This window comes from Cyanobium sp. WAJ14-Wanaka, assembly GCF_024345375.1.
Lineage (GTDB): Bacteria > Cyanobacteriota > Cyanobacteriia > PCC-6307 > Cyanobiaceae > Cyanobium_A.
The window spans coordinates 140,666-167,562 of the sequence record NZ_JAGQAZ010000002.1 but is presented as its reverse complement, the minus strand read 5'-3'; the positions used below and the strand labels follow the sequence as shown (position 1 = coordinate 167,562).

Sequence of the window (26,897 nt, the reverse complement as noted above, 5' to 3'; positions counted from 1 at the left end):
ACTGTCGATACCGATGGAGTTCCCCAGCGCCTGTCGCTACGCCGACAGCCATGAATATGTGAGGCAGGAGGGGGGCTTGGCCCGCCTGGGCCTGAGCGCCTTTGCAGTCGATCAGTTGGGCGACATTGTGTTTGTGGAGCTGCCCGAGGTGGGGGCCACGATCGCGGCCGGCCAGAGCTTTGGCAGCGTCGAATCGGTCAAGGCCGTGGAGGATCTGTTGGCTCCAATCGGTGGCGTGGTGCAGGCCCGCAATGAGGCGGTGCTGGCCAGCCCTGAAGAACTGCAGAACGATCCCTATGGAGAAGGCTGGCTGTTGGTGGTTGAGCCCCAGGATCCAGCCGCCATTGCTGGACTGATGGATGCGACCAGCTATGCCGCCAAGGTTCAGGGCAGTTGATGGAGAACTTTGAGGGGCGCCACATCGGCCCCAGTGCCAGCGACCAGAGCCAAATGCTGGCTGAAATCGGCGCCACCAGCCTGGAGGATTTGTCCTGTCAGATAGTTCCTGCAGACATCCTGCTAAGTGCCGCTGAGGCCGCCCAGGGTTTGCCTGAACCCTGCTCGGAAGCCGAGGCCCTAGGCGAGTTGGCGGCGATTGCGGGGCAGAACCAGGTGCTGCGCAGCCTGATTGGCCAGGGCTACTACGGCACGGCCACCCCGGCGGTGATTCAGCGCCATGTCTTTGAAAATCCTGCCTGGTACACCGCCTACACCCCCTACCAGGCTGAAATTGCCCAGGGGCGCCTCGAGGCCCTCCTCAATTTCCAGACCCTGATCAGCGAACTGACCGGCCTGCCGATCGCCAATGCCTCACTGCTGGATGAGGCCACGGCGGCAGCTGAGGCGATGGCCCTGGCCAAGGCCGTTTGCAAGCGCCCCGGCGCCCACCGCTTTGTGGTGGATCAGGCGATCTTCCCCCAAACCCTGGCGGTGCTGCAGACCAGGGCCGAACCCCTCGGCATTGAAATTGTCCTGGTGGATGGACGCACCCTGGCAACTGCGCCTACTGCTCAAGCTCCGGAGCCATTTTCAGAGGAGGTCTTCGGGTTGCTGCTCCAGCTCCCCTGCAGCGATGGCGGCCTGTTTGATCCCAGTTCGCTTTTGGCCGCCGCCAGGGCCGCAGGGGTAATTAGTTGTGTGGCCATTGATCCGCTGGCCCAGGTGTTGCTGGCCCCGGTGGCTGAGTTGGGAGCCGATATTGCCGTGGGCAGTGCCCAGCGTTTTGGGGTGCCGATGGGTTTTGGCGGCCCCCATGCCGCCTTTTTGGCCACCACAGAAGCCTTCAAACGCCAAATCCCTGGCCGCTTGGTGGGCCAATCCCTCGATGCGGAGGGCCGTCCGGCCCTGCGTTTGGCCTTGCAGACCCGCGAGCAGCACATCCGCCGCGACAAGGCCACCAGCAACATCTGCACCGCCCAGGTGCTGTTGGCCGTAATGGCCAGCTTCTATGCAGTGCACCACGGCCCCGAGGGGCTCACCGCCATTGCCCGGCGAATCCTGGCCCTGCGCTGCGTCCTGGCCGAGGGCCTGGCCCAGCTGGGTTTGCAGGTGAAGCCCGGCCCAGGTTTTGACACCCTCTGCTTTTCAGCGCCCGAGGCCGAACTTCTGGTGGCCCGGGCCCGCGCCGCCGGTTTCAACCTGCGCCACTTTGGCGAGCATCAAGCGGGAGCTCCCCAGGCTCCGAAAACCTGGGTGGGCATCAGCCTCGATGAGCTCTCTAGCCCGAAGGAGTTGGGCTGTCTGTTGACGGCCCTTGGCGGCGACAGTTCTGCTCTGGTTATGCCAGCTGATCTGGTTAGCACAGCAGATCTGGCCGACCAGGCTCTGCAGGATTTGCCCCTGCGCCAGAAGCCCTGGCTGCAGCAGGCGGCCTTCCATCAGTACCGCAGCGAAACCGAACTACTGCGCTACATCCAGCGCCTGGTGAGCCAGGATCTCTCCCTGGTGCACGGGATGATCCCGCTGGGCAGTTGCACCATGAAGCTGAATGGGGCGGCGGAGCTGGCACCGGTCAGCTGGCCAGCTTTTGCCCAGATGCACCCCTTTGCCCCCCCTGAACAGGCCGAGGGTTATGCACGCCTGGCCTCAGACCTTGAGGATTGGTTGGCGGCAATTACTGGCTTTGATGGGGTTTCGCTCCAGCCCAATGCCGGATCCCAGGGGGAATATGCCGGCCTATTGGCTATTCGGGCCTGGCACCACAGCCGCGGCCAGGCCCATCGCCGCATCTGCCTGATCCCCACCAGCGCCCATGGCACCAACCCGGCCAGTGCCGTGATGGCCGGCATGCAGGTGGTGGCAGTGGGCTGTGATGACCAGGGAAATATTGATCTGGCGGATCTGGAGGCCAAGGCCGCTGCCCATGGGCCGAATCTGGCGGCCCTGATGGTTACCTATCCCTCCACCCACGGGGTATTTGAAGCCAGCATTCGTCAGATCTGTGGCTGCGTCCATGCCCATGGGGGCCAGGTCTATCTCGATGGCGCCAACCTCAACGCCCAGGTGGGGCTATGCAAGCCAGGCCTCTATGGCGCTGATGTTTGCCATCTCAACTTGCACAAGACCTTCTGCATTCCCCACGGCGGCGGTGGGCCCGGGGTGGGACCCATTGCCGTGGCTAAACACCTGGTGCCCTTCTTGGCAGGGTCCGGAACCGGTGCTGGCGCCGCTGTAGGCGCGGTTTGCGCCGCCCCCCTTGGCAGCGCCAGCATCCTGCCGATCAGCTGGATGTATATCCGCATGATGGGGGGCTCCGGGCTGCGGCGGGCCAGTCAGGTGGCCCTATTGGCGGCCAATGTGATGGCCCAGCGGCTCGATCCCCATTTCCCGGTGCTCTTCTGCGGAACCGGTGGGCGGGTGGCCCACGAGTGCATTTTGGATTTGCGTCCCCTCAAGCGAAGTGCTGGCCTCGAGGTGGATGACCTGGCCAAGCGGCTGATGGATTACGGCTTCCATGCCCCCACGGTTAGTTGGCCCGTGGCGGGAACGGTGATGGTGGAGCCCACCGAAAGTGAATCCCTGGCGGAAATAAATCGCTTTTGCCAAGCGATGGTGGCGATTAGGGCCGAGGTGGCTGCGATTGAGGCCGGTGAGGCCGACCCCCATGACAACCCCCTTAAGCGTTCGCCCCACACCTTGGCGGCCGTTACGGCAGACCGTTGGGACCGGCCCTACAGCCGCAGCCAGGCGGCTTTCCCTGCCGGCGATTCCCAGCGCTCCCATAAGTTTTGGCCGGCGGTGGCCAGGATCGACAATGCCTACGGCGACCGCAACCTGGTGTGCACCTGCCCCTCAGTTGAGGAACTGGCCCAAGCTGTACCAGTTGCTACGGCCAGTTAGGCCTTTGATAGTGCAAAATGAACTTAATTGGCGGGCTAAAACACAGCATTTTTTAGTGTTTGTGTTCTTGCTTTTCCAACACTATTTGCTGTAATTGCGCTAGGGGTTTATCCCCCATGGTCCAGTTGCTGGCATAAGCCATTCATTCTTGGGGATTATGAACGGCAACAACAACGGTTCAGGCCCAACCACCGTGAGGGTTGAGGGCACCAACGTGGTGCGGGTTCCATTTGGTGTGCGTCAGGCCCGCCGCGCCAAGCCCAAACGCCCGGACCACTGGGCCACCCTGGTGCTTCCCTTTCACCTGGGCATCGATCCCACCCCCCCACCCCAGGCGGCCTAGGCCCGGGGGGTATTAGTAGTTGGCGCCGCTGCGGCGTTGGTGCACTGCCGTGGTGCCGCCTGGATCCAGGACCCCGCCAGCTCCTACCTGGGCGTAGAGCAGCCAGTGGTCGCCGCATTCCATCCGTTGCTTCACGGTGCACTCCAGCCAGGCCAATCCCTCCGGCAGGATCGGCTGGCCCGCCGGGGTTGTGGCCATTTCAAGGCCGGCGAAGCGATCGGCGCCAGGGCTGAAGGGCTGCAGAAATTGCTTCATCGGTCCGCTCTCTTTGCCCGCGGCCAGCACGTTGAGGGTGAAGCAATCGCCAATGTGCAAAAGCATTTCCACGGCCCGGTCCTTGGCGACGGCCACGGTTAGCCCCGGGGGCGAAAAGCTGGCCTGGCTTACCCAGCTCGCCACCATCGCACCGCTGAGTTTGGAGTCTGCTGTTCCCTTGCAGGTCGTGAGCACGCACAAGGAGCCGACTATTCGGCCCAGGGCTTGGATGGCTGGATTGCTGCGGCTTTCACTCAGGCCACCAGCGGCGCTGCGGCGCTCCTTTTTGCGCTGGTTTGCCAGCAGGCTGCGGCCCAGGGCCGTGCCGGTTTCCTCGATGCTCTTGATCCTGGCCGCATCCGGACTGAACTTCACCTTGATCGGCTCAAAGCCAAAGCGGAAGCCGCCATCGCGCAGCTTGTTTTCTAGAAGATCCAGGGCTTCTCCACTCCAGCCAAAGCTGCCAAAGACGCCCACGGGCTTTTGGCGATCGCCTTCAGCCAGCACGGTGCCTAGGGCCGAGACGATCGGCGTGGGGGCATGGCCCCCCAGGGTGGGGGAGCCGATCAGGATGGCGTCGCAATTGCGGATTGCAGCAAGGAGCTGCTCCGGCGGGCTGAACTCGCAATTGATGCTCTCCACCCGCACCCCGGTGCGTGAAACCCCCTGGGCCAGGGCATCGGCAATGGCGGCCGTGTTGCCGTAGGCGCTGGCGAACAACAGGGCCACCGCTAGGTTCGAGCGTTCCTGGGCTTCGCCCCAGCGGCGGTAGTCGTTGAGCAGGCTGCGCCAACTGCTGGCAATGGCGGGGCCATGGCCTGGTGCGATGGTGCGGATGTCCAGGGTCTCGAGGCGCTCCACCACGGTCTCCACCTGGCGGGCCATTGGAGCCATCAGGCAATCGAAGAAGTAGCGGCGATCTTCTTCCGTGCTGCTGGCGGTGGGTTCAGCAAAGGCCTCGGTGCATAGATGGGCGGCGAAGAACTTGCCGCTCATCAATAGGCCGGTGGCTTCTTCAAAGGCAATCAGACCTCCCGGCCAGCGGGGCGTGGGGGTGGGCAGCAGGGTGAGCCGATGGCCATCGGCCAGGGTCCGGCTCACCTCCTGCTTGACAATGTCGATCTTGGGTAGGAGTGGAATTGCCATTTCCGCTTGATCGCCGCCAGCTGGTGCGGGTTTGAGCTGGTCCCACAGTTCGCCAATCAGCTTGGCGCCCGTGTTGGAGGCCACCAGCATCAGTTCGGGCCAGTGGGCGGCCAGCTGCCGCAGCATCGACACCCGGTTGGGGTTCACATGGCCCACCACCACCTTCAGGGCTGCCCCTTGGGGCACCAGCTTTTTGAGCTGCTCGAGGAAGGGGGCGGCGAAGGATTCTCCTGGTGGAAAGAGCAATACCGGTGGTACCGGCTGTCCGGCGCTGGTGTTGCCGGCGCCAAATAGGAAGCTGTTGGCGCTGGTGCCCCGCTCAAGGCCGTACTCCACCTCAAAGCGCAGGCGGTTGGGGCTTAGTCCCCTAAGGCAGAGCAGCCCCGCCTCAATCGGCAGCACAATCACCCGCCGTTCTTTGCTGATCGCTTGCATGGGCTCAGTAGTGGTTGCCCACCTTGCGGTGGTGCACGGCAGTGGCTGCCTCGGTATCAGAGACGTTGCCCTCCTCCACGGCGGCATAAATGATCCAGTGGTCTGGGCCCTCCATCCGTTGGACAACCCTGCAACCCAAAAAGGCCAGGGCATCTCCCAGCACGGGACCCCCTTGGGCGGCGCCCTCGAGGGTGCTCACCCCGGCAAAGCGGTCGGCGCCAGGGGGGAAGCGCTTGAGGAAATGGCGTAGCAGGTCTTGGTGGTTGTCGTTGCGAAGGATGTTGAGCACGAAGCGGTCGTCCACCTGCATCAGGGCTTCGATGGCTCGATCCTTGGCTACGGCCACGGTGATGCCAGGGGGATCAAAGCTGGCCTGGCTCACCCAACTGGCAACCATGGCCGAAGAGCGCCCTTCCTGCTGGGCCGTCACCACGTAAAGCCCCCCGCTGAGGCGACCTAGGGCCCTGTCGAGATCGCCGTCGAGGGCCTTCATGGCCGCAATTGTTTTTGCCTTGGTGAGCAGTTGGCCCAGGTCGGTGCCGGCTTCTTCGCAGCGCTGGTAATCGTTGCCGTCGGGCACCTGGCGAATGCGTAGGGGGTCGAAGGCTTCCTTTTGGCCCAGGCTGCGCAGTTGGCTGGCCAAGCTGTCTATGGGTTCATCATTGCCGCCAAAGGCGTCGTAGGAGGCCACCCATTGCTTCGCCTTAAGCGATGCGAGCAGGATGCCGATTGAGGCCTGGAGCTCGGCCTCGGGCTCTGCCGGCCAGGTGGGCACCACCACGGCCTGGGCTTCGCCGATCAGGGCACTTAGCTCCTGGGGATCAGTGGCCCGCAGGTCCACCAATTGCACATCTGCGCCGGCCTTGCCGACCCCCCGGGCAATCGCCTGGCTAAGCCGATCGCAGAAGCCGTATTGGCTCAGATAGCAAATTGCCGCATAGGTTTCGGAGCTGCTGCGGGAGCTGCTCCAGTCGCGGTAGTCGTTGACCCAGAGCTCGAGGTGGTGGCGCAAAAGGGGCCCATGGCCCACGGCGATGGTGGTGATGGGGGGCAGCCCATCCATGCGCTTGAGGGCCTGCAACACACTGCGGGCGTTGGGACCCATCAGGCAGTCGTAGTAGAAGCGAAAGTCGGGGGCGATCGCACCGGGATCGGTGTCGAAGATGGCCTCGCTGCAGTAGTGCAGGCCAAAGGCATCGCAGGTGTAGAGGATGCCGGTGCCGTGGTCGAAGGAAAAGATCGTGTCGGGCCAGTGCAGGTTGGGGGCACTGAGAAATTCAAAGCGGTGCTGGATACCGCTATCCGGATTAACGCCCAGATCCAGTTCCTCGCCACTCTTGACGGCCCTGGACTGGAAGGGGCGATGTACCTGGTCGGCCAGGTAGGCAATGGCCACCTTGGAGCCGACGATTTCGATCGCCGGGTTGCGCTCGAGCAGGTGGCCAATCAGGCCGGAGTGGTCGGGCTCCGTGTGGGAAACAATCAGAAAATCAATCTTTTGGGGATCGATCTGCCCCTCCAGTAACGGCAGCCACAGTTGCTCAAACTTCAGATGGCTGCTGTCGATCAGGGCTGTCTTTGCACCCCGCACCAGAAAAGCGTTGTAGGTGGTGCCGTTGCGCAGGCCAAATTCAATGTCAAAGCGGCTGCGGTCCCAGTCAAGGGAGCGCAGGGTGGTGGTATCGGGCCCGATGGCCTCCGCCTGAACGCTGAGGCGCGTGGTGCTGGGGCTGGCGACAACCATGGACACCCACAACAAAGAACCCAACTGTAGTCAGGCCCCTGGGCCAATTTGGGCACAAAAAAAGCCCGGCTTGTGGGGCCGGGCCGAAACTCTCGTGTCTCAGTGGTGCAGTTGCGCTTGGGTTGGGCCGTCAGATCTCCACTTTCACCTGAACCGTGGTGAGGGTTTGGGCCTTGGGGGCCACCACGGTGAGCAGGCCGCCTTGGTAGGAGGCCTCTAGGGCTTCGCGTTCAATGCCATTGGGGAAGCGGAAGCTGCGGCTCCAAGTGCCGTAACGGAACTCACTAATTAGTGGGGCATTGCCGTTTTCAGGTTGCTTCCGTTCGGCGCTGATTACCAGGGAGCGGTCGGTGGCTTTGACGTCGATGCTGGTTTTGTCGACGCCCGGAAGCTCCAGGGAGATCGTGTAGCAGGCATCGCTCTCGATCACTTCAGCGGCGGGCACCCGCTCAGCGGTGTGCAGTTGTTGTTCGAGTTGCTTAAACAGGCTCCTATCTAGAAGGCCTGTGTCGAATAGATTTTTTTCGCGAAGGGTAAGCATGGTGAAGGCTCCTATTGGGGATGCGGGAGTCACCCGCAACGCCAATGTGCTGCCATCTCTTTGCCAACTGAAGGGCGAGAACCGACCCTTTTGGTACGGCGCCTACGGCCTAGTTCGGTTGGCACCACTTGGATGGGGTGGGAACCGAAGGACTTTCTGAATCATGCATGGCCGGGCCTTGAGCTGCCCTTACAATTCGCATGTGTTCCTGGCTGAAGCGGAAATTCCCCGCCCGTTTTAATCCCTGTGCCTGAATTGAGTTCGCCGCCTGAATTAAAATCTTGTTTCAATCCAGCCCACTGGCTGTGGCTTGCAAGAAATCAGCTCCACCTTCCGGCCCTGCGAGCCAGTGTCTTGAATCGGGCCATGGCGTCTGTTGAGCTGGATTCAGCTGAATCAGAAAGTGCCCTACAAAATTTTGCTTCCCAACAGCAACTTGCCGATCAGGCTGCCCTTGATTCATTTTGCCAAGCAAACTTGATTACCTTGGCGGATCTCCAGTTCTGGGCAGAACGCCCGATACGCGTTCGTAAATATTGCGATGTGCATTTTGAGCCTAAGGTTGAGGCACGCTTCCTAGACAGGAAAAACTCACTTGATAGGGTGGTTTATAGTCTAATTAGGTTGAATGATAGGGGCATGGCAAGGGAGCTCTATCTGCAGATTTCAGCTGGTGAGGCTGATTTTGCTGTGTTGGCGGCAGAATTTAGTGAAGGCCCGGAGCGTCAGACCAGGGGAATCGTGGGACCCGTTCCCCTGAACCAGGCCCACCCCAATCTTGCTGAGCGTTTGCGCATAACCAGGCCTGGAGTGCTGCTGGAGCCCTTTAAAATCGAGGATTGGTGGCTAGTGGCTCGCTTGGAATCTCTCCAGCCCGCCCAATTGGATAGTCCCATGCGGCAAGCCATGGCAGAGGAATTGATGGAGGAGTGGATTAAGGCTGAAGTGGCTAGGGAAGCGTCGGCCTTGGCTACAGACCTACAGCTGAGCAAGTCATGAACCAGCAGCAGCTTCCCAAATCCGTATTGGAAAATCCTGGCTTTGCTGCTTTAGCAGAGCCACTGCGTAACGAACTTTTTTCGGCCATCGAGTTAGTACGTTTTAACGTTGGTGATTCCCTAAGCCTGTCTGGCCAAATTCCAGCACAGCTGCTCCTTCTATTAGAGGGATCGGCGAGGCTTTTGGTAAATGATCAAGAACGATGGATCACAATTGATCGGCTCAGACCAGGAGACTGGGTTGGAATCGCCTCATTGCTGAGAGCTGGTGGCTGTGAGGAGGTGAGTGCCGCCGAATCTGTATTGGCAGCAGCTATTCCGGACCATATTGCGATTAAGTTAATTGCCAATTTGGGATTCTGGCGTTCTGCTTGCGGCGAAATCTTTCCTGCTGAAATTGCCTGTTTAATCCAGACAATTCTGGAGCAGAATAACCAGTCTGGCCAATCAGTGGTAAAGCTTGTTGAGCGCGTACGGCATCGGGCGGTCTTGATAGATGGCGATCTAAGCGCAGTTGATTCTGAGCAACATATTTATGCAGCTAGTTGCAATTTGCTAGGGCATGCCTATGGAGCCCAGTTAGATCCCGATCTGGGCTTGCCAATTGCCAGGCCCCCCCTGCCTGCCAGGTTGATTGCCGTACCCGCTGGATTTTTTACTGCCGATGCCCATGGGGAAATAGTTAAACAAACTCTTTCTGATCCCCGTCTGATTTCTGAGCAGCCGCTGGCAACTGGTCTGGATTTAGGAGTTGGTGGGGAAAGGCAATTCCGCTTAATCCAAGGAGAGGGACCCATTGCCGAAACCTTGGCATGTTTCCAGATGCTTGCCACAGAATTGGATCTGCCGTTTCGTAAGGATTCCGTAGAAAAGGTTCTGAGGGATGTTTTGCGCCGCGGTCAGACACCTGATCTCCAACTATGCGGAAATCTTGCGGCCATGTTGGGTTTGCATGTCAGCGGGGCATCTGTTGATGCCTCCATGGGAACCAGATTGCAAACACCTGCTTTACTTCCCTGGAAGGGTGGCTTCGCCCTACTGCGTAAAAGCAATGCTGCCGGAATCGAGCTTGCCTCCCCCAGGGATGGGTTGTTGCAAATAGCGCCAGCCCAAATTGCCGAGCATTTCCCGGATGGTATTGAGTTTTTGATGCTCGAGCGCACAATTCAAACCCCTGAAAAGCGGTTTGGGCCCAGTTGGTTTTTGCCTGCGATTAAGCGCTATCGGGGCGTTCTTGTGCAGGTATTGCTGGCATCCTTTGTGGTCCAGCTATTTGGCCTGGCTGCTCCCCTGCTGATTCAGGTGATTATCGACAAGGTGATTACCCAGAGAAGTCTGGATACATTGCAGGTTTTGGGATTCGCCTTGGTTGTGGTGACGCTGATGGAGGGAGTGCTTGGTGCACTTCGCACTTTTCTTTTTACTGAAACCAGTAATCGCATTGACATGCGATTGGGTGCTGAAGTAATTGACCATCTTTTGCGCCTGCCACTTAATTATTTTGATAGGCGACCTGTTGGTGAATTGGGAACTCGCATTGCTGAGTTAGAAAAAATTCGCAACTTCCTCACTGGTCAAGCCCTAAGCACTGTTTTGGATGCTGCACTTTCGGTAATTTATATTATTGTTATGGTCGCCTATAGCTGGCTTCTTACCCTTATTGCCTTGGGAGTGTTGCCCATTCAAATTGGCCTAACTCTGCTTGGCGCCCCTCTATTCAGGCGTCAGTATCGGGAGGCTGCCCAGGAAAATGCCCGAACTCAGAGCCATTTGGTTGAAGTCTTAACAGGTATACAGACTGTTAAATCCCAGAACATAGAGATGATCAGCCGCTGGAAGTGGCAAGACTTTTATTCAAAATATATTTCCCGTACCTATGAAAAAACTATTACGGGTACAGCCCTCACTGAAACCAGTCAGGTGCTTCAGAAGCTCTCCCAGCTTCTGGTTCTTTGGGTTGGGGCAACATTGGTTTTGAAAGGTGAGATGAGCCTGGGTCAACTTATTGCTTTTAGAATCATCTCAGGTTATGTGACTCAGCCCTTGCTGCGTCTTTCTGGTATTTGGCAAAATATCCAGGAGTTGAAGGTCTCATTTGAGCGTTTGGCAGATGTGGTGGATACCCCCCAGGAGTCGGATGACAATGATAAGAAGAAGATTCCTTTGCCGCCAATTAGTGGAGCTGTTGTTTTTGATCAAGTTCGTTTTTCCTTTAACACTTCTCAGCCACCAGTCCTCAGGGATGTGAGCTTAGAGGTACCCTCTGGTTCCTTTGTAGGAGTTGTTGGCCAGAGTGGCAGCGGCAAGAGCACTCTGACAAAAATGCTTTCCAGGCTATATGCCCCAGACAGGGGAAAGATTTTAATTGATGGCAATGATATAGCCAAAGTTGAGCTCTATTCCTTACGTCGCCAAATTGGTATCGTTCCCCAGGAGCCATTGCTCTTTAGTGGCTCTGTTGCCGATAATATAGCTCTTGCTGATCCAGAGGCCAGCAGCGATGACATCGTTTTTGCAGCCAAACTTGCCTGTGCCCACGATTTTATTATGGAGATGCCATCTGGTTATAGTAGTGACGTAGGGGAGAGGGGTTCCGGATTATCTGGCGGCCAGCGGCAGCGCATAGCCTTGGCTCGGACCCTGCTTCTAAAGCCGAGATTATTGGTGTTAGATGAGGCCACCAGTGCCCTCGATTATGATACGGAGCGTCGAGTTTTTTCTAATCTAATCGACTCTCTTGATGCTACTACCGTATTTTTTATCACCCATCGACTATCAACCATTCAAAAGTCCGATCTTTTGGTGATGATGGATCAGGGTTCAATCGTTGAAACCGGTACCCACGATGAATTGATAAATTTGAAGGGTCGATACTACGCCCTTTACCGGCAGCAGGAGGCAGCCTAGAAACATGAAAAATAAGTTTTTCTCTTGGTTCGGATCTGCTCAAAACTTGTTGGAGAAGAGTGTTTCATCTAGTCACCAAAAAGTCTTGCTTAAGCAGTCACCCTCCCTCTCTAGAACTTTGATCTGGTCGCTAATGGGTACGACAGCATTTGGTTTGCTTTGGTTGTCTTTTGCTAAGACCGAAGAGGTGGTAGTTGCCCCAGGTAAGCTAGAGCCCATTGGCGATGTAAAAACTGTCCAAATGCCCCAGGGGGGAGTCTTGCGGCAGATGCTTGTCAAGGAGGGGCAAAGGGTCAAGCGTGGTCAAATTCTGCTGAAGCTCGACGATGATGTGAGCTTAGAGCGGCAGGTTCGTTTAGCTGAAAGTATTGCATCTAAGAACAAGGAGATAATTCTTAAATCTGTTGAGTTGCAACGATATTTGGATGTTAATACCACTGAACAGAAGGTTGCCGAGCAGGCATTGGCCCTGGATTCTAAGATTCTTAGTCGTTTAGTTGTTCTTAGTCGTCAGGGGGCTGCAGCTGAGCTGCAGGTTTTGCAGCAACGTAGCAAGGTTGAGGAGGATCGAGGTCGCTTGGCCTCTGCCAAGGCAGATCGACTGCGGCAGATAGCAATCTTGAATCAGCAGATTGAGGCCTTAAGGTCAGGACTATCCGAAATATCTAGTCGTTTTGTGGAGTCCAGGGTTGCCAACCGCTATCAGGATATCCGTTCTCCTGTGGATGGCCTGGTCTTTGACCTAAAGCCCACGGGGCCTGGCTTTGTGGGTCAGGGTAGTGAGCCAGTGATGAAGATTGTGCCCTTTGATGCATTGCAGGCCAAGGTTGAGGTACCAAGCGACAAGATTGGCTTTGTAAGGGTTGGCCAATTAGTTGATATCACCATTGATTCTTTCCCTTCCAGCGATTTTGGTGCTTTGGCGGGTGTCTTAAAAAGTATTGGTTCTGATGCACTTCCGCCTGACCAACTTAAGCAGCAATACCGCTTCCCAGTCAATGTGCGTTTGGATGCCCAGAGGCTCAAATTAAAATCAGGCCAATCCTTGCCGTTGCAGGTGGGGATGTCGCTGACGGCAAATATCAAACTTAGAAAGGTTACCTATCTTCAGCTTCTGCTTAGTGATTTTAAGGACAAGACGGACTCGTTGAAGTCAATTTGATATTTACAGCCACCACCAACTTGAGAAGCTTGCGGCTTGGCCGAAAGTGGTTTCTTCACTTGAGTTGAGACCATCACCTGTGGTTCCCAGGCTCCAAATTCGAGCGGCGTTGATTTGGAAGCGCCGTCCGGTGCTGTCGATGCGAATACCGCTGTAGCCGGTGATGGTTGCTTGTTGTTGGGCCGCAGCTAGCGCCATTTGCCTGCTGTGGCGCTCGCTGGGCTCGGCTGTGAGCTTGGAGGGCAGGCCCACCATCTCGCGCCAGGCACGTTTCCATAGGGCCAGGGCGGCCCGATTGCCGTAGATCAGCCGGGGGCCATCGCCTTGATCGAGGGGGCTGCCGTTGTGGGCGAGCACCACCAGTGGGGCAGCAAATAGCTCCTGGGCCCGCTGGGTTGGGTTCGCAACCCCGGCGGCGGCGATGAGCGGCCGGTCAAAGGCTCGGTGGAAGGAGCTCAGGATGCAGTCCGCGGTGGCGATCGCCCCTGGGGTCAGCCAGGGGGCCGGCGGTTCATGGAGCATCGCCCTTGCTCGCTTCTGGTCCATCGCTTTGACCTGCTGCCATGGCCTTGGCCATGGCCAGGGCTGCCGTTTGTTGGCCGTGTTCCTTGAGCCGCTCCAGGAAGCGGGCGTTGGCGTCGCTGAAGCGGCCATCTTCCGCCAGCGGTAAGGGTCCGGCGGCATCCAGGCCCGATTCGCCCTCCATGGCCGGGGTGATCACCACGAGCTCCGGATCGAGGGCGGCGCCATAACGCCACCAGCGGTTCGGGTCCTTGATGGCTGGATGCACCGGTACCAGGGGCTCCGGGGCGGCCACTTGGTCGAGTTTTTTGGCTGCAGCCTGCCGCGCCTGTTTTGCCAGCACCTTGCGCCGACGCAAGGCCAGGTCCGCCAGCAGCTGGGCCCTGGTGCGACCGCGCATCTGAAACAGCACGAAGGGATCTTCGCTGAAGCGATCGCCCATCAGGTAGTAAACGGCGCTGATGTGTTTGCAGGGGTTGGCCTTATCCGGGCAGCTGCACTCGCTGCGTACCTCTTGCAACTTGAAGGGAAATAGGCGGCGGCCGCTGGCCGCAAAGGCCCGCTCAATGTCCTGGGGCATCACCCCGGCCAGCAGCTGGGCGGACCAGCGGGCTTTTTGGGTTAGGGCCTCGAGTACGTAGCCCCAGTCTTCGTCGGTGAGTACATCGAGCCAGAGCTTCACCTTGTAGGGGTCGGGGTCAGTGCCCTGCACCCGGGCATGCACCCGCCGGCCCTCAAAGCGAATCGAGGTGACATTGCCGCTGCGGGCGTAATCCCAGGCCCGCTCCAGCCGCTTCTTGAAGCGATAACCATTGATCAGTTCCATCCACTGCTCGACCCACCAGGGCTGCTGGCCCAGGCCCTGGTCGCCCAGTTGGGTGGTGATCGGGTTGTGGGGGCTGGTGGTCATGGGAAGTGATTTCATCGGCCTATTCCTCCTCCAGGGCCACGAGATCGCGCAGTTGGCCCACTTCGAGGCCGCCAAGCCATTCCTCGCCGGAGCCGACGATGTCGGCGGCAAGTTTGGATTTTTCGCGAATCATCCGATCGATCTTTTCCTCCACCGAACCACTGGTGATGAACTTGTGCACCAGCACCCGGTTCTGTTGGCCAATGCGATAGGCCCGGTCGGTGGCCTGATTCTCTACTGCCGGATTCCACCAGCGATCGATGTGGAACACATGGCTGGCTCGAGTGAGGTTTAGGCCCACCCCACCGGCCTTGAGGGAAAGCAGGAACAGCTGGGGGCCCCGGGGGTCGTCCTGGAAGCGATCGACCATGGCCTGGCGTTCGTTTTTGCTGGTGTTGCCATAGAGGAAGGGCACTTCCTGGCGCCATTTGCGCTCCAGATGGGCCTTCAGCAGCAGCCCCCATTCGGCGAACTGGGTAAACAGCAGGGCCCGATCGCCCGCTTCGATCACCTCCTCGAGGATCTCCTCTAGGCGCTGCAACTTGGCGCTGCGGCCGGCAAAGCTGCCGTTGGCGCCGATGGCGACCTCCGGAGCTTCCTTCAGGGCTAGGGCGGGGTGGTTGCAGATTTGCTTGAGCTTAGTGAGCAGGGCCAAGACCTGGCCATGCTTTTGGCCCAGGGGCGCCCGGGCAATGGCATCGAGGCTGGCTTCGACGGTTTGGTTGTAGAGCTTTTTCTGCTCTGGGCTCAGGCCTACCCATTCGCTCAGTTCCACCTTTTCGGGCAGGTCGGTAATGATCGATTTGTCGGTTTTGAGGCGCCGCAGGATGAAGGGCCCCACCCGGGCCTTGAGGTCCCGCAGGGAGGCCATATCTCCATAGCGCTCGATCGGCAGCCGGTAGCGCTGGCGGAAGAAGGGTTCATCCCCGAGCACCTTGGGGTTGAGGAAATCCATCAGGGCCCATAGCTCACTGACCCGGTTTTGCACCGGTGTGCCGGTAAGGGCGATTCGGAAGCGGCTCAGTTTGCCGGGTCGGGCCAAGTCGCGGGCTGCCATCGATTGCTTGGCCGTGGGTGTCTTGATTGCCTGGGCCTCATCGATGACAACCCCTTGCCAGTCAATGCTTTCCAGCAGTTCGCTATCGCGCTGCAGCAGGCCATAGCTGGTCAGTAGTAAGTCGACCCCCTTAAGGGCTTTTTTGAGGGCCTCCGGGCTGGCAGGCCGCCGGGGCCCGTAGTGCTCACGCACCTGCAGCTCGGGGGTGAAGCCATGGGCTTCCCGTTTCCAGTTGGTCAGCACCGAGGTGGGAGCCACCAGCAGTACTGGCCGCTTCAGTTCTGCCTCTGCCTTGAGGTGCTGCAGGAAGGCCAGCAATTGGATTGTTTTGCCCAGGCCCATGTCGTCGGCCAGGCAGGCGCCCTGGTCGAAACGGTGCAGGAAGGCCAGCCAACCCAGGCCCCGCTCCTGGTAGGGCCGCAATTGGCCGGAGAAGCCCTCGGGGGCGGGCAGGGCTTCTGGTGCTTTTTGCTGGTGGTATTGCTCGAGAACGGCCTGCAGCCGGGGGCCACCCTCAAAGCGATGCACCGGCAGGCGCATCAAGGTGTCTCCATCGGTGGCGGTGAGCCGCAGGGCGTCGTCGAGGCTCAGGCCCAGGTCGGCGACGCTGAAGCGTTCGGCATTTTTGATGTCGTTGGGGCGCAGCTCGATCCAGGCGCCCTTGTGTTGGACCAGGGGGCTGCGCTTGGCGGCCAGGCGTTCCAGGTCCTTGAGGCCCAAGGTGACCCCGCCGATCATGAAATCCCACTTCCAATCCAGGCTTTCGCCCAGGGTGAAGCCCCTGGATTTGGCGGGTAGTTCGGCGCTAATCGCCAGGCCCAGGCGGCTGGCGAGGCCGCCGCTGAGGCTGGGGGGCAACACCACTCCCACCCCCACATCGCGCAGTTGGCGGGCTGCGGTGCGCACCAGCACAAAGGCCTCGGCCGGGGTTAGCTGCATCGTTTCCGGGGTGGCCGCATCGATGCCGCGGGTGATTGGTTCAAACACCGTGAGTGCCCGGCCCATGCCCTCCAGCAGCAGTTCGCTGGGTTGGGCCACGGCCACTTCACCCATCTGCAGGCCCCGCTCTCCCGCCGCCCATACGGCGGCCGCCGGCACCCGCAGGCTGGGGTCGGCCTCAGCCTGGAGGCCAAAGCGCAATTCCCATAGTTCTTCTCCTTCGAGAGGGGTGAATAGCTCCAGGCAGGTGCGGGCGGCGGCCACCCTGCCGGCCACCCCCTCGCGCCAGTGGTGGGTGGCAATGCCGAGGCGCTCGAGGTCTTCTTCGCCGAGGGCCAGTTGGCCGGTGCCCTTGCCCAGGCCCTTTTGCCAGGCCGTGAGCAGGGGGTCGAGGCCCTCGCTGCTGGGGTTGAAACCAGAGCGCAACTGGCCATCCAGCAGTGACTCCAGCAGGCTTGCCACCCGCAGGCGGCCACTTCCCGGCCGGCGACAGGCCAGGCTCGGATCCCCCATCAGGCCCGCAGCCAGGGCACAGGTCGCCACCTGGGGCAGGCCGGTGGCGAGCTCTTCTAGGCGGCGGCGGTCGTCTTCGCGGTTGAGCAGGGGAAGCCAGCGGGCATGGCCGTCTTCGATCTGGGGCAGCCAGCGGCCGCGGGCAATCAGGCTCAGGGCCCAGCGCTGCAGATGACTCCACCAGCGCAGTTCATCGGCCATCTCCGGGTGCTCGCCCGCCAGGGGGAGTTCGCCCAGCCATTCGCCGGCGCTGGCTGGATCGAGGGCCCAGCCCTCCACCTGCCAGGGCCACCAAAGGGGTTCCTTGGGCAGGGGTTCGCCCGCTTGCAGGGGCAGGCCACTCCAGCTGTCGGTTTGCTTGGTTTTTCCCTTGGCTGCCTGGTGGCGGCTGGGCAGGCTCAGGGTTGCCCGCGCCGGCCTCAGGGACTCCGACCAAAGGCTGTTGTCGTCGAGCCAATTGGCTAGGTCGTCCTCGTTGAGGGCAAGGGGGTGCTCCGGGGCTTCAGCAGCTGGGGCGACGGGCGCGGCCACGCGCCAGGTGTCTGCCCATAGGAATAGGCGACCGCCCGAACCTTCGGGGGGAAACAGCCAGGTGGCATGCAACAGGCTCATGAAGCCGGCGTCAAAGCCGTGGAGCGGGCGGAATTGGCTGCAATAGGGGCAGCATCAGGCGAAGCACCAGGGCACTGCAGATCAGCGGCAACCAGAGGGGCAGCCAGCCGCGGATCACACCCATCATCACTGTTGGCAGGCTTTGCGCCAGCTGCAGGTTGAAATTGGGGGGCAGTTCGCTGGCCGCCCCCAGGGACCGGATTCGCAACTCGGCTCGGGACACGCTTTCGACTAACGGAACCTGTTCTGGGCGATCATGCCCCTTCCAGGCTTGTTTTGCTCCGTCATGGCCGTAACTCCACGCCGTGCCTGCCCCAGCAGTGGCGCAGAGATCCGGGCGGCATTCCTGGATTTCTACGAACAGCGGGGCCACAGGCCGATGGCCAGCGCCTCCCTGATTCCCGAAGACCCCACCGTGCTGCTCACGATTGCGGGAATGTTGCCCTTCAAGCCCGTGTTTCTGGGCCAACGGCAAAGGCCTGCCCCAAGGGCCACCAGCAGCCAGAAGTGCATCCGCACCAACGACATTGAAAACGTGGGCCGCACGGCGAGGCACCACACCTTCTTCGAGATGCTGGGCAACTTCTCCTTTGGGGATTACTTCAAGGAGCAGGCCATTGCCTGGGCCTGGGAACTGAGCACGGAGGTGTTCGGCCTCTCGCCCAACAATCTGGTGGTGAGTGTCTTCCGCGAAGACGACGAAGCCGAGGCGATTTGGCGCGATCGGGTGGGGGTGAACCCCAAGCGGATCATCCGCATGGATGAGGCCGACAACTTCTGGGCCTCTGGCCCCACCGGCCCCTGCGGCCCCTGTTCGGAGATCTACTACGACTTCAAGCCCGAGCTCGGCGACGACGGCATCGACCTGGAAGACGACTCCCGTTTCATCGAGTTCTACAACCTGGTTTTCATGCAGTACAACCGCGATGCCGATGGCGATTTGACGCCGCTAAAAAACCGCAATATCGACACGGGCTTGGGGCTCGAGCGGATGGCCCAGATCCTGCAGGCGGTGCCCAACAACTACGAAACCGACCTGATCTATCCCTTGATCGAGACGGCTGCGGGCCTGGCGGGGGCCGACTACCGCAGCCTCGACGCCAAGGGCCAGACCTCCCTCAAGGTGATCGGCGACCACAGCCGCGCCATCACCCAACTAATCAGCGATGGGGTTACGGCCAGCAACCTGGGCCGCGGATACATCCTCAGGCGTCTGTTGCGCCGGGTTGTTCGCCACGGCCGGCTCCTGGGCATCGACAGGCCGTTCCTGGTCGAGCTGGGGGAGGCATCAATTGCCCTGATGGCGCCGGCCTTTCCCGAGCTCCTGGAGCGCCGGGAGGTGATCCTGGCGGAACTGGCCCGCGAAGAGGCCCGGTTCCGAGAAACCCTTGAAAGGGGTGAAAAGCTGCTGGCCGAGGTGCTGGCGACCAAGCCCCAGCAGATCCCAGGTGAGCAGGCCTTCGAGCTCTACGACACCTATGGCTTCCCCCTGGAGCTCACCGAGGAGATAGCCGAGGAGCATGGCCTCACGGTTGATTTGGAAGGATTTACGGCGGCGATGGAGGCCCAGCGCCAGCGGGCCAAGGCCGCGGCGGTGAGCCTGGATCTCACCCTCCAGGGCGCTATTGAACAGATGGTGGCCGAGCTGGATGCCACCGAATTCAAGGGCTATGGAACCCTCGACCATCCCTGCTGTGTGCTGGCGTTGGTGGTCAACGGCGAGCCGGCCGAGAGCGCCTCAGCTGGCGATGGGGTGCAACTGGTGCTCGATTCCACCCCTTTTTATGGGGAGGGCGGCGGCCAGGTGGGTGACCGCGGCCTGCTGAATGGCGATGGGGCCGGCGGCGATGGCGTGATCGTGAGCATTGAGGGCGTGACCCGCAACCGCAGTGTGTTTGTGCACAGCGGCCGCATCGAGCGGGGCAGTTTGGCGGTGGGTGATCTGGTTAATGCCCAGGTGGATCGGGCCTGCCGCCGCCGTGCCCAGGCGAACCACACGGCAACCCACCTGCTCCAGGCTGCCCTCAAGCAGCTGGTGGATCCGGCCATCGCCCAGGCTGGATCACTGGTGGACTTTGAGCGGCTGCGCTTCGATTTCCATTGCCCTCGGGCGGTGAGCCCGGCAGAGCTCGAGCAGATCGAGAACCTGATCAATGGCTGGATTGCCGATGCCCACAGCCTTGAGGTGCAGGAAATGGCAATTGATAGGGCCAAGGCAGCAGGGGCGGTGGCGATGTTTGGTGAGAAGTACGCCGATGTGGTGCGCGTCGTAGATGTGCCCGGGGTTTCGATGGAGCTCTGCGGCGGCACCCATGTGGCCAACACCGCTGAGATCGGGCTGTTCAAGATCATTGGCGAATCGGGTGTGGCCGCCGGCGTGCGTCGCATTGAGGCCGTGGCCGGTGCTGCAGTGCTTGCCTACTTACAGGAGCGGGAAGCGGTGGTGAAGGCTCTTTCTGAGCGCTTCAAGTTGCAGCCGGGGGAGATTGTTGATCGGGTAATGGCGATGCAGGAGGAGCTGAAGCAGGGGGCGAAGGCCTTGGCGGCGGCACGCCAGGAGTTGGCACTGCTGCGGGCCGGGGCTCTAACCCAACAGGCCAAATCGTTTGGCTGCAGCGCCATTGGCGAGCCCTATCAGCTGTTGGTGGCCCGCCTCGATGGGGTGGAGGGCACTGGCCTACAGAGCGCGGCCCAGGGGCTGGCCGAGCAACTCGGAGCTGGAGCGGCGGTGGTGCTCGGTGGTTTGCCCGATCCAGCCGATCTGGGCAAGTTGGTTCTGGTGGCGGCCTTCGGTGAAGTGGTGATCAAAGCGGGCGCTAAGGCCGGCGCCTTCGTGGCTGCCCTGGCCAAGCTCTGCGGCGGCGGCGGCGGCGGACGCCCCAACCTGGCCCAAGCGGGCGGTCGCGATGGCGCCGCCCTCGATCAGGTGCTGCAGCAGGCCCTAAAGCAGCTTGAGCAACAATTGGGATAGTTCTTGATCGCAGCGATGCAGCTGTTCAGCCGTTGGCCTGAGGCCCAGGCCCATCGTTTGCGTTGGTTGCTGTTGATCGGCTGGTTGTTGCTGATCCTGTCGTTGCTGATTCCAGCGATATCCCTGCCCCTGGATATGGTGCCGCCCTGCCCGGCGGCTAGTGGGGATTGTTGGCGCCATGGCCAACCAGGCAATCGCTTCTTTTGGGGGGTGGTGGTGCCCTCAGGGGTATTGATGATCGTTTTGTTCAGCCATGAGCTCTGGCGCCGCATTTGTCCGCTGGCTTTTGTCTCCCAGCTCAGCAGGGCCCTGGGGCGGCAGCGCACTCGCATCGCCAAGAACGGCAAAGCTGAAGTGGTGAAGGTGCAAGCCGATTCCTGGCTTGGCCGTAACCATCTGCAATTGCAATGGTCTTTGCTGATCGCCGGTTTGTGTTTGCGGCTGCTGGTGGTGAATAGCAGTCCCCTGGGGCTGGCTTTGTTATTGCTATGCACCATCGCGGCGGCGCTGATTGTTGGCTGGGCCTATGGCGGCAAGGCCTGGTGCCAGTACGTTTGCCCGATGGCTCCGGTGCAGACGATTCTCACCGGCCAGCGTGCAGCCTTGGGCAGCACCGCCCATATGGGAACGGGTTCAAAAATCACCCAATCGATGTGTCGCAGTATCGGCAGCAGCGGTCGAGAGCAGAGCGCCTGTGTGGCCTGCGCCTCTGCCTGTATTGATATCGATTCAGAACGCCAATTCTGGACAAATCTGAATGGTAAACGGGGTTTGGAGTGGGCTTGGTACTCCTACCCAGGCTTGGTACTGGTGTTTTTTGAATATCTGGCAGAAATGCATGAACAGGTTCTGGTTCTGCCCTTTTTCTCTAACAGCCAGCTCAGCTATCTACGCAATGGCTTCTGGGCCTACGACGCTGAACTGCCGCAGCGCAGTTTGCAGGGATTTAGCGCTGAGATTCCTGTGCCCAACCTTATTATGGTTCCCCTGGTGTTGAGCCTGGCCGGTGCCATTTCGGTGCTGCTGTTCCGTTGGTTGGAGGTTCGTCTGCAGCACAGGCTGGAGCGGCAAGGTCGCCGCGATGCCAAGGCTCGGGCCCGCAGCCGCACCAGGTTGCTGGCCAGTTTCAGTGGAGTGAACATATTTTTTTGGTTTGTAGATCCCAGCCAGGGGGCCTTCGGTAGCGATGGCGGTCAGTTGATCCGCTCGGTTGTATTGATCGCCACAGCGATTGTGCTGTTCCGCAGCTGGGGTAGGGATCAGGACACCTATCGGCGCGAGAGCATCAGTGAAAGTTTGCGTCGTCAGCTGCAGGATCTACCGGAGCTAGACCAGGCCCTTGATGGACGCTCCCTGCAGGAGCTCTCCCCCCAGGAGGTTGTTACCCTGGCCAAGGCATTGCCTGCAGTTGGTCAACAAAAGGCCCGCTTGATTTATCGAGGGGTGATCGCAGATTTGTTGCGCAGCGGGCGGCTTGAACGGGCAAGCTCTTTGCTGCAACTTCAAGATCTGCGCCAGGCTTTGGGACTGGAGGATCAAGATCACCACGCAGCTTTGCGAGTGCTTGCCGATGAGCATCCCCAACTACTGAAGTTGGATGGTTTGCAGCTTCAACAACAGGATCTGCGCCAGGCGGCGGTTGCAGAGCAGCTGGAGGAGTTGATGGATGCCGCTGATCTGCAGGTGCTGGTTCCGTCTAGCCTGCGCCCGGCAATGCAGCAACGGCTTGAAAAGTTGCGGCAAAGTTGTGGTTTGGCCGCTGATGATTGGCAGCAGATGCTCAGACGTTTCGGGCCCCAGGGAGACCGATTGCGCCAACACATTGAAAGTCTTGGTCAACAATGGCGGCAACAGGGGCAGTTGCTGGCCACCCTGAACTTGGCCGCCAATCAACATTCCCTATTGCGGCCCTTGGTGCTGGCCATGCAGCTGCGCGTTAAAACCTTGCAAGGCTTGCTGCTGATCCAATCCAAACATCTCGAACAGGAGTATCAGCACCAACAGCTGGACCCCGCTGGAACATTGCAGGAAGCCCTGGATCAGTTGTGGTTAGATCCCGATCCTGATACCGCTGGTTGGGTATTACTTGTGGAAAGGCAGCTTTATCCAGAACAGGTGAGCCGCCGCTTGCAGCAATCTCGCCAATGCTCAGCTAGCTCCCCTTTCCTAGAGATGCAGATCAGTGGCGAACCCCATCCAGATGCAGCCGAGTTCCCCTACCTAGCTGCTTCACCGTTGTTTGCTGATGTTTTGCCTGCAGGTGTGGTTTGGATTGCCACCCAGGGAGATATTTATCAATGGGGTCCTGGGGAGATGGTTATGGCCGAGGGCACGATCAGCGATGGTTTTGGGATTGTGCTTTCAGGAGCTTGTGAAGTGGCCCTCGATCAAGGCAATATCGTGGTGCTGGGGCCTGGGGAAACGGTGGGCGAGATGGGAGTTATTACCGGCAATCGGCGCAATAACAATGTTGTGGCAGGGGCCCAAGGGCTCAAGGCATTTCAGGTGCCAAGTGATGCTTTTGAGGAATTGCTGCACCGCTCACCTTATTTCTCAAGAGGCTTACTGCGGCAGCTTGCCGAGCGTCTCAGCGCAGCAGATCAGCCCTGCAGATAGGTGGTTTGGCGCAGGCTGGTTTCCAGGTGATCCATCAGGCGTTGAGCATCGCTGATCTTCAGGTTGCCATTGCTGATCGCTGCTTCGCTGGCCAGGCGCAGCCGCTCCAATAACAGGTCTGGGTTGTGTTCCATTGCCCTGAGCACATCGGCGTTGGTGTCGCCCCGAACAACGTGCTCCACCTGGTAACCACCGCCGGGGGCTAAACGGATGTGCACGGCATTGGTGCTGCCGAACAGGTTGTGCAGGTTGCCCATCACCTCCTGATAGGCGCCCCCCAGAAACATGCCGATCAGGTAGGGCTCGCCGGGGCGCAACTCATGGAGCTCCAGCAGTGGTTTGGCCTGGCCGTTGCCGATGAAGCGAGCCAGCTTGCCATCGGAATCACAGGTGAGATCAGCGAAATGACCCAGTTGGCTGGGTTCTTCATCCAGCCGTTGCAGTGGCAACACTGGGAACAGCTGCTCTATCGCCCAGGTGTCTGGCGCAGAACGGAAGATTGAGAGGTTGGCGTAGTACGTGCCGGCAAGGGCGGCACGCAGGGAGCGCAGGTCTTCCGGCACGGGGCCGTTGCGGGGCAGTTGAGCAACGATCGCCTGGGCGCAGGCCCAGGTGAGCTGTTCCGCCATGGCCCTTTGGCTGAGGCTCAAGTAGCCCAGCCGGAAGGCGGCAAGGGCATCGTCCTTGAATTTGATCGCATCATTCCAGGCCTCCTGCAACCTGGAGCTTTCGCTAAATTCATCTGAGTTTTGGTTGTTGATGCCGTTCAAGGTGTCGCGCAGGTTGCGCACCGTGAGCGGTTCATCGCTATGGATTGCTGGAATGGCTCCGGGAACGGTGCTACTGCCGAGCACATCAAATACCAATACAGAAAAATGGCTGGCGATCGCCCGGCCGCTTTCGCTTACCAGGGTGGGCAATGCCACCGCATGCGGTTCACAGCATTCCCGCACCGTTGCCACTACATCGTTGGCGTAGTTCTGCAGTGAGTAGTTGGTGGAGGCGGCAGTTGCCGTGCGGCTGCCGTCGTAGTCGATACCGAGACCACCGCCTACATCCAGGTAGCCCATCGGCGCCCCTAGTTTGGTGAGTTCCACATAGATCTGCCCGGCCTCCTGGAGGGCATCCTTGAGTACGGCAATGTCGTTGATCTGGCTGCCGATGTGAAAGTGCAGCAGCCGTAAATCACCGAGTAAATCTGCTTGCCGCAGGCTTTCCACCGTGGCCAGTAGATCTGGCACGGAAAGCCCAAACTTGGCTTTGTCGCCAACGGAGCTGCCCCAGCGACCGGTGCTGCGGCTGGAGAGTTTTGCCCTGATGCCGATGAACGGCGCTGAACCGAGGGATTTGGTGGCATTGATGATCCGCTCCACCTCATCCGCCTGTTCGATCACAACCACCGGTTGACGACCGAGGCGGCGGGCCAGGATTGCGGTTTCGATATAGCGCTGATCCTTGTAGCCGTTACAGATCAGCAGCGCCTCGGGATCATCTATCAAGGAAAGGGCGATCAACAGTTCGGCCTTGCTGCCTGCCTCCAGGCCGAAATGCCAGCGCCTACCCCTCGCCACCAGCTCCTCCACCACATGGCGTTGCTGGTTGCATTTCACCGGGAATACCCCTTGATACCGCCCGCTGTAGCCGTATTGGGCGATGGCTCGCTCAAAGGCGGCATGCAGCCGCTCCATGCGGTCGTCGAGGATGTCGTCGAAGCGGATCAGCAGGGGCAGGCCCAGGTTGCGGCCCTGCAGACCCTGCACCAGATCAAACAGATCGAGGCTGCCGCCCCGTTCCCCCTGGGGCTGCACGCTGATATGGCCGCGGCCATTTACCGAGAAGTAGGGCTCCCCCCAGCGATCGAGGCTATAGAGGGCCGCACTATCGGCCACGCTCCAGCCAGCGGCGGCAGTCCTGGTGTCGCTGTTTGTCACGGTCACCAGAGGGTCTGCACGTTGGGCTCGAGCTGGATCATGCCAGTGCTTCCCAGTCTTCCTCGCCAACAGGTTCTAGGGGATCTACGTACTTGGACACGGTCCCCCGTAGTTCCCCCAGAGGGTCAGCTGGGGTTTCTTCTGACTGGTTGTAGCGACGCAATTCCAACGGAGCCCTGCCGTATCCAAGTTGATAAGGGTTAGTAGACCGTAGTTAACTTCCACACCCCTTGCCAATGGGCCCTGCCGCCGCAGACGATGTGGCAGATCAATCCCTTTATCTTTTGGATATGGCCGCCGAACGCAGTTTTATTGCCATCAAGCCCGACGGCGTTCAGCGGGGTCTGGTGGCTGAAATCCTTGGCCGCTTTGAGCGCAAGGGCTTCAAGTTGGTGGGCCTCAAGCAGCTCACCCCCAGCCGCGAGCTGGCTGAGAGCCACTACGGAGTGCACCGCGAGCGCCCCTTCTTTGCGGGCTTGGTGGATTTCATCACCTCCGGCCCCGTGGTGGCGATGGTCTGGGAAGGCGATGGCGTGATTGCCAGTGCCCGCAAGCTGATTGGCGCCACCAAACCCCTCGAGGCTGAGCCCGGCACGATCCGTGGTGATCTGGCGATCAACATCGGCCGCAACGTGATCCACGGTTCCGACGCTCCAGAAACCGCCGTCTTTGAGATTGGCCTGTGGTTTAAGCCCGAAGAGCTCAGCGACTGGACCCCTTCCGATCAGGCATGGCGCAGCGAGGGCTGATTCGGCCCAGCCAGGCGCATCAAAAGCGATCCCAGCGGAAGAGCTCCAATAAAGAGGGCTGCTCGGCGTTCACCCCCCCAGGGTCTAGATAGGCGCCGAGCAGCTCAGCTGTGATCGCTGCTAGGAGCACCCCATTGCGATGGTGCCCTGCAGCCAGCGCCAGCCCTGCCAATGGACTGCCCCCCAGTAGGGGCCCTTCATCTGGGGTGCAGGGCCGGAAGCCCCACCAGCGCTCCATCGGGGGCCATTGGCTGGCTTCGGGCAGCAGTGCTTCGATCCCTGCCTGCAGCTGCCGCTGGCCGAAGGGGGTCAGCCCTTCGGTGAAGACCGCATCCCGCTCGCTGGTGGCGCCCACCACCAGGAGGCCGTCCTCGCGGGGCACCAAGTAAGTGCCTGGCCCAAAGATCACCCTTTGCAGGGCATCCCGGGGCCCCTGCAGCGACAGCATCTGGCCCTTCACCGGAAAGATCGGCAGCTGGGGCATCAGCTGGGCGCTCCAGGCGCCGCAGCAGAGCACCGCTGCCCTGGCTTCCAGGCTGTGCATTTCGGCGGCGGCATCGCGCACCCGCACGCCCGTTAGTTGGGCGTTTTCCTGCAGCAGCTCCAACACCTCCACGCCCTCTTGGAAGCCCACGCCCAGCTCCACGCAGGCCCGCTCCAGGGCACGCATCAGTTGGCGGCGGTTGTCTATCTGGCCGTCCTGCCGGAACAGCAATCCCGCCTGCCAGCCGGGCCCGATGCCATGCAGTTCCTGCTCTAATCCCTGGCGATCAAGGGCTTCCCCCCAGGCGGCGGTGGGATACACATCTCGCTCGGCGGCGCTGGCAAAGGGCACCACAATTCCGCAGGGCCTTAGGCCACATTTCAGGCCACTGTCGGCTTCGATTTGGGCCACCCAGCCAGGGATCCGCGCCAGGCTGGCTTGGCCCAGGGCAAGCAGCTCCCCGCTGAGGCCTTCGGCGTGGGGGGCCAACATGCCGGCTGCCACGAAGCCTGCGGCCTCACTGCGGCGCCGGCTCAAAACATTCACTGCCTGGCCGCGGCGAGCCAGCTGGTGGGCGATGGCCAATCCCATCAGTCCGCCACCCAGGATCAAGACCGGTTGGGCGCCATGGGCCCGCCCTGGATTTATGGCCACCTGATTCGTCACCAGTTGATGGTGGCACCAACCCAGCAGGGTTTCAGCGCTCGGCGCTCCCCCATAGGA

Annotated in this window: 18 protein-coding genes; 9 read left to right on the top strand and 9 right to left on the bottom strand. The window is 60.3% G+C overall.

Going from position 1 to position 26,897, the window contains the following annotated elements:
- Nucleotides 1–7: 7 nt before the first annotated feature.
- The 3 genes from gcvH to KBY49_RS07605 all read left to right on the top strand — a co-directional run bounded on the left by gcvH (nucleotide 8) and on the right by KBY49_RS07605 (nucleotide 3,682).
- Nucleotides 8–397 carry a glycine cleavage system protein GcvH gene (gene gcvH / locus KBY49_RS07615; protein WP_254934619.1) on the top strand — a complete coding sequence of 130 codons (390 nt, stop codon included), beginning with the start codon at nucleotides 8–10 and terminating at the stop codon, nucleotides 395–397.
- Nucleotides 397–3,339 carry an aminomethyl-transferring glycine dehydrogenase gene (gene gcvP / locus KBY49_RS07610; protein ID WP_254934208.1) on the top strand — a complete coding sequence of 981 codons (2,943 nt, stop codon included), beginning with the start codon at nucleotides 397–399 and terminating at the stop codon, nucleotides 3,337–3,339. The genes gcvH and gcvP overlap by 1 nt, the downstream gene beginning before the upstream one ends.
- Nucleotides 3,340–3,487: 148 nt before the next feature.
- On the top strand, nucleotides 3,488–3,682 hold the full coding sequence (locus KBY49_RS07605; RefSeq protein WP_254934669.1) for a hypothetical protein: 195 nt from the start codon (nucleotides 3,488–3,490) through the stop codon (nucleotides 3,680–3,682).
- Nucleotides 3,683–3,694: 12 nt separating this feature from the next.
- Here the strand turns inward: KBY49_RS07605 and KBY49_RS07600 are convergent, their stop codons facing one another.
- From KBY49_RS07600 to KBY49_RS07590, 3 genes are all read right to left on the bottom strand, one after another.
- Entirely contained in the window at nucleotides 3,695–5,518 is a 1,824-nt protein-coding gene (locus KBY49_RS07600; protein WP_254934207.1) for a diflavin flavoprotein, read from the bottom strand.
- A 4-nt stretch (nucleotides 5,519–5,522) separates the two neighbouring features.
- Nucleotides 5,523–7,262: a diflavin flavoprotein gene (locus KBY49_RS07595; RefSeq protein WP_254934206.1), complete on the bottom strand. Its 1,740-nt coding sequence runs from the start codon at nucleotides 7,260–7,262 to the stop codon at nucleotides 5,523–5,525.
- 130 nt (nucleotides 7,263–7,392) lie between these two features.
- Nucleotides 7,393–7,803: an Hsp20/alpha crystallin family protein gene (locus KBY49_RS07590; protein WP_254934205.1), complete on the bottom strand. Its 411-nt coding sequence runs from the start codon at nucleotides 7,801–7,803 to the stop codon at nucleotides 7,393–7,395.
- Nucleotides 7,804–8,169: 366 nt separating this feature from the next.
- Between KBY49_RS07590 and KBY49_RS07585 the strand changes: the two genes are divergently transcribed.
- Genes KBY49_RS07585 through KBY49_RS07575 form a run of 3 tightly spaced genes read left to right on the top strand, consistent with a single transcriptional unit; the run spans nucleotide 8,170 to nucleotide 12,870 of the window.
- Complete coding sequence (locus KBY49_RS07585) at nucleotides 8,170–8,802, top strand: peptidylprolyl isomerase (protein ID WP_254934204.1); 633 nt, start codon at nucleotides 8,170–8,172, stop codon at nucleotides 8,800–8,802.
- Complete coding sequence (locus KBY49_RS07580; protein ID WP_254934203.1) at nucleotides 8,799–11,708, top strand: ABC transporter transmembrane domain-containing protein; 2,910 nt, start codon at nucleotides 8,799–8,801, stop codon at nucleotides 11,706–11,708. The genes KBY49_RS07585 and KBY49_RS07580 overlap by 4 nt, the downstream gene beginning before the upstream one ends.
- Nucleotides 11,709–11,712: 4 nt before the next feature.
- Entirely contained in the window at nucleotides 11,713–12,870 is a 1,158-nt protein-coding gene (locus KBY49_RS07575; RefSeq protein WP_254934202.1) for an HlyD family secretion protein, read from the top strand.
- 3 nt (nucleotides 12,871–12,873) lie between these two features.
- On the opposite strand, the gene KBY49_RS07570 is transcribed toward KBY49_RS07575, so the two are convergent.
- From KBY49_RS07570 to KBY49_RS07555, 4 genes are read right to left on the bottom strand one after another with little or no spacing between them, the layout of a single operon-like run.
- Nucleotides 12,874–13,416: an MEKHLA domain-containing protein gene (locus tag KBY49_RS07570; protein ID WP_254934201.1), complete on the bottom strand. Its 543-nt coding sequence runs from the start codon at nucleotides 13,414–13,416 to the stop codon at nucleotides 12,874–12,876.
- Nucleotides 13,382–14,302, bottom strand: a complete 921-nt coding sequence (locus tag KBY49_RS07565; protein ID WP_254934618.1) for an SWIM zinc finger family protein — start codon at nucleotides 14,300–14,302, stop codon at nucleotides 13,382–13,384. The genes KBY49_RS07570 and KBY49_RS07565 overlap by 35 nt, the downstream gene beginning before the upstream one ends.
- A gap of 19 nt (nucleotides 14,303–14,321) precedes the next feature.
- Nucleotides 14,322–17,423, bottom strand: coding sequence for a DEAD/DEAH box helicase (locus tag KBY49_RS07560; protein ID WP_254934200.1), 3,102 nt, complete (start codon nucleotides 17,421–17,423; stop codon nucleotides 14,322–14,324).
- 10 nt (nucleotides 17,424–17,433) lie between these two features.
- On the bottom strand, nucleotides 17,434–17,646 hold the full coding sequence (locus KBY49_RS07555; RefSeq protein ID WP_254934199.1) for a hypothetical protein: 213 nt from the start codon (nucleotides 17,644–17,646) through the stop codon (nucleotides 17,434–17,436).
- Nucleotides 17,647–17,679: 33 nt separating this feature from the next.
- Here KBY49_RS07555 and alaS point away from each other — a divergent pair, with 33 nt between their 5' ends.
- Entirely contained in the window at nucleotides 17,680–20,394 is a 2,715-nt protein-coding gene (gene alaS / locus KBY49_RS07550; RefSeq protein WP_396099617.1) for an alanine--tRNA ligase, read from the top strand.
- Between the two features lie 15 nt (nucleotides 20,395–20,409).
- Complete coding sequence (locus KBY49_RS07545; protein WP_254934198.1) at nucleotides 20,410–23,010, top strand: cyclic nucleotide-binding domain-containing protein; 2,601 nt, start codon at nucleotides 20,410–20,412, stop codon at nucleotides 23,008–23,010.
- On the opposite strand, the gene speA is transcribed toward KBY49_RS07545, so the two are convergent.
- A complete protein-coding gene (gene speA, locus KBY49_RS07540; RefSeq protein ID WP_254934616.1) occupies nucleotides 22,995–24,941 on the bottom strand; it encodes a biosynthetic arginine decarboxylase in 1,947 nt (648 codons plus the stop codon). The genes KBY49_RS07545 and speA overlap by 16 nt on opposite strands.
- A gap of 290 nt (nucleotides 24,942–25,231) precedes the next feature.
- Here speA and ndk point away from each other — a divergent pair, with 290 nt between their 5' ends.
- Nucleotides 25,232–25,690, top strand: a complete 459-nt coding sequence (gene ndk / locus KBY49_RS07535) for a nucleoside-diphosphate kinase (RefSeq protein ID WP_254934615.1) — start codon at nucleotides 25,232–25,234, stop codon at nucleotides 25,688–25,690.
- 19 nt (nucleotides 25,691–25,709) lie between these two features.
- On the opposite strand, the gene KBY49_RS07530 is transcribed toward ndk, so the two are convergent.
- Nucleotides 25,710–26,840 carry an FAD-dependent oxidoreductase gene (locus KBY49_RS07530; protein WP_254934197.1) on the bottom strand — a complete coding sequence of 377 codons (1,131 nt, stop codon included), beginning with the start codon at nucleotides 26,838–26,840 and terminating at the stop codon, nucleotides 25,710–25,712.
- Nucleotides 26,841–26,897 lie beyond the last annotated feature (57 nt).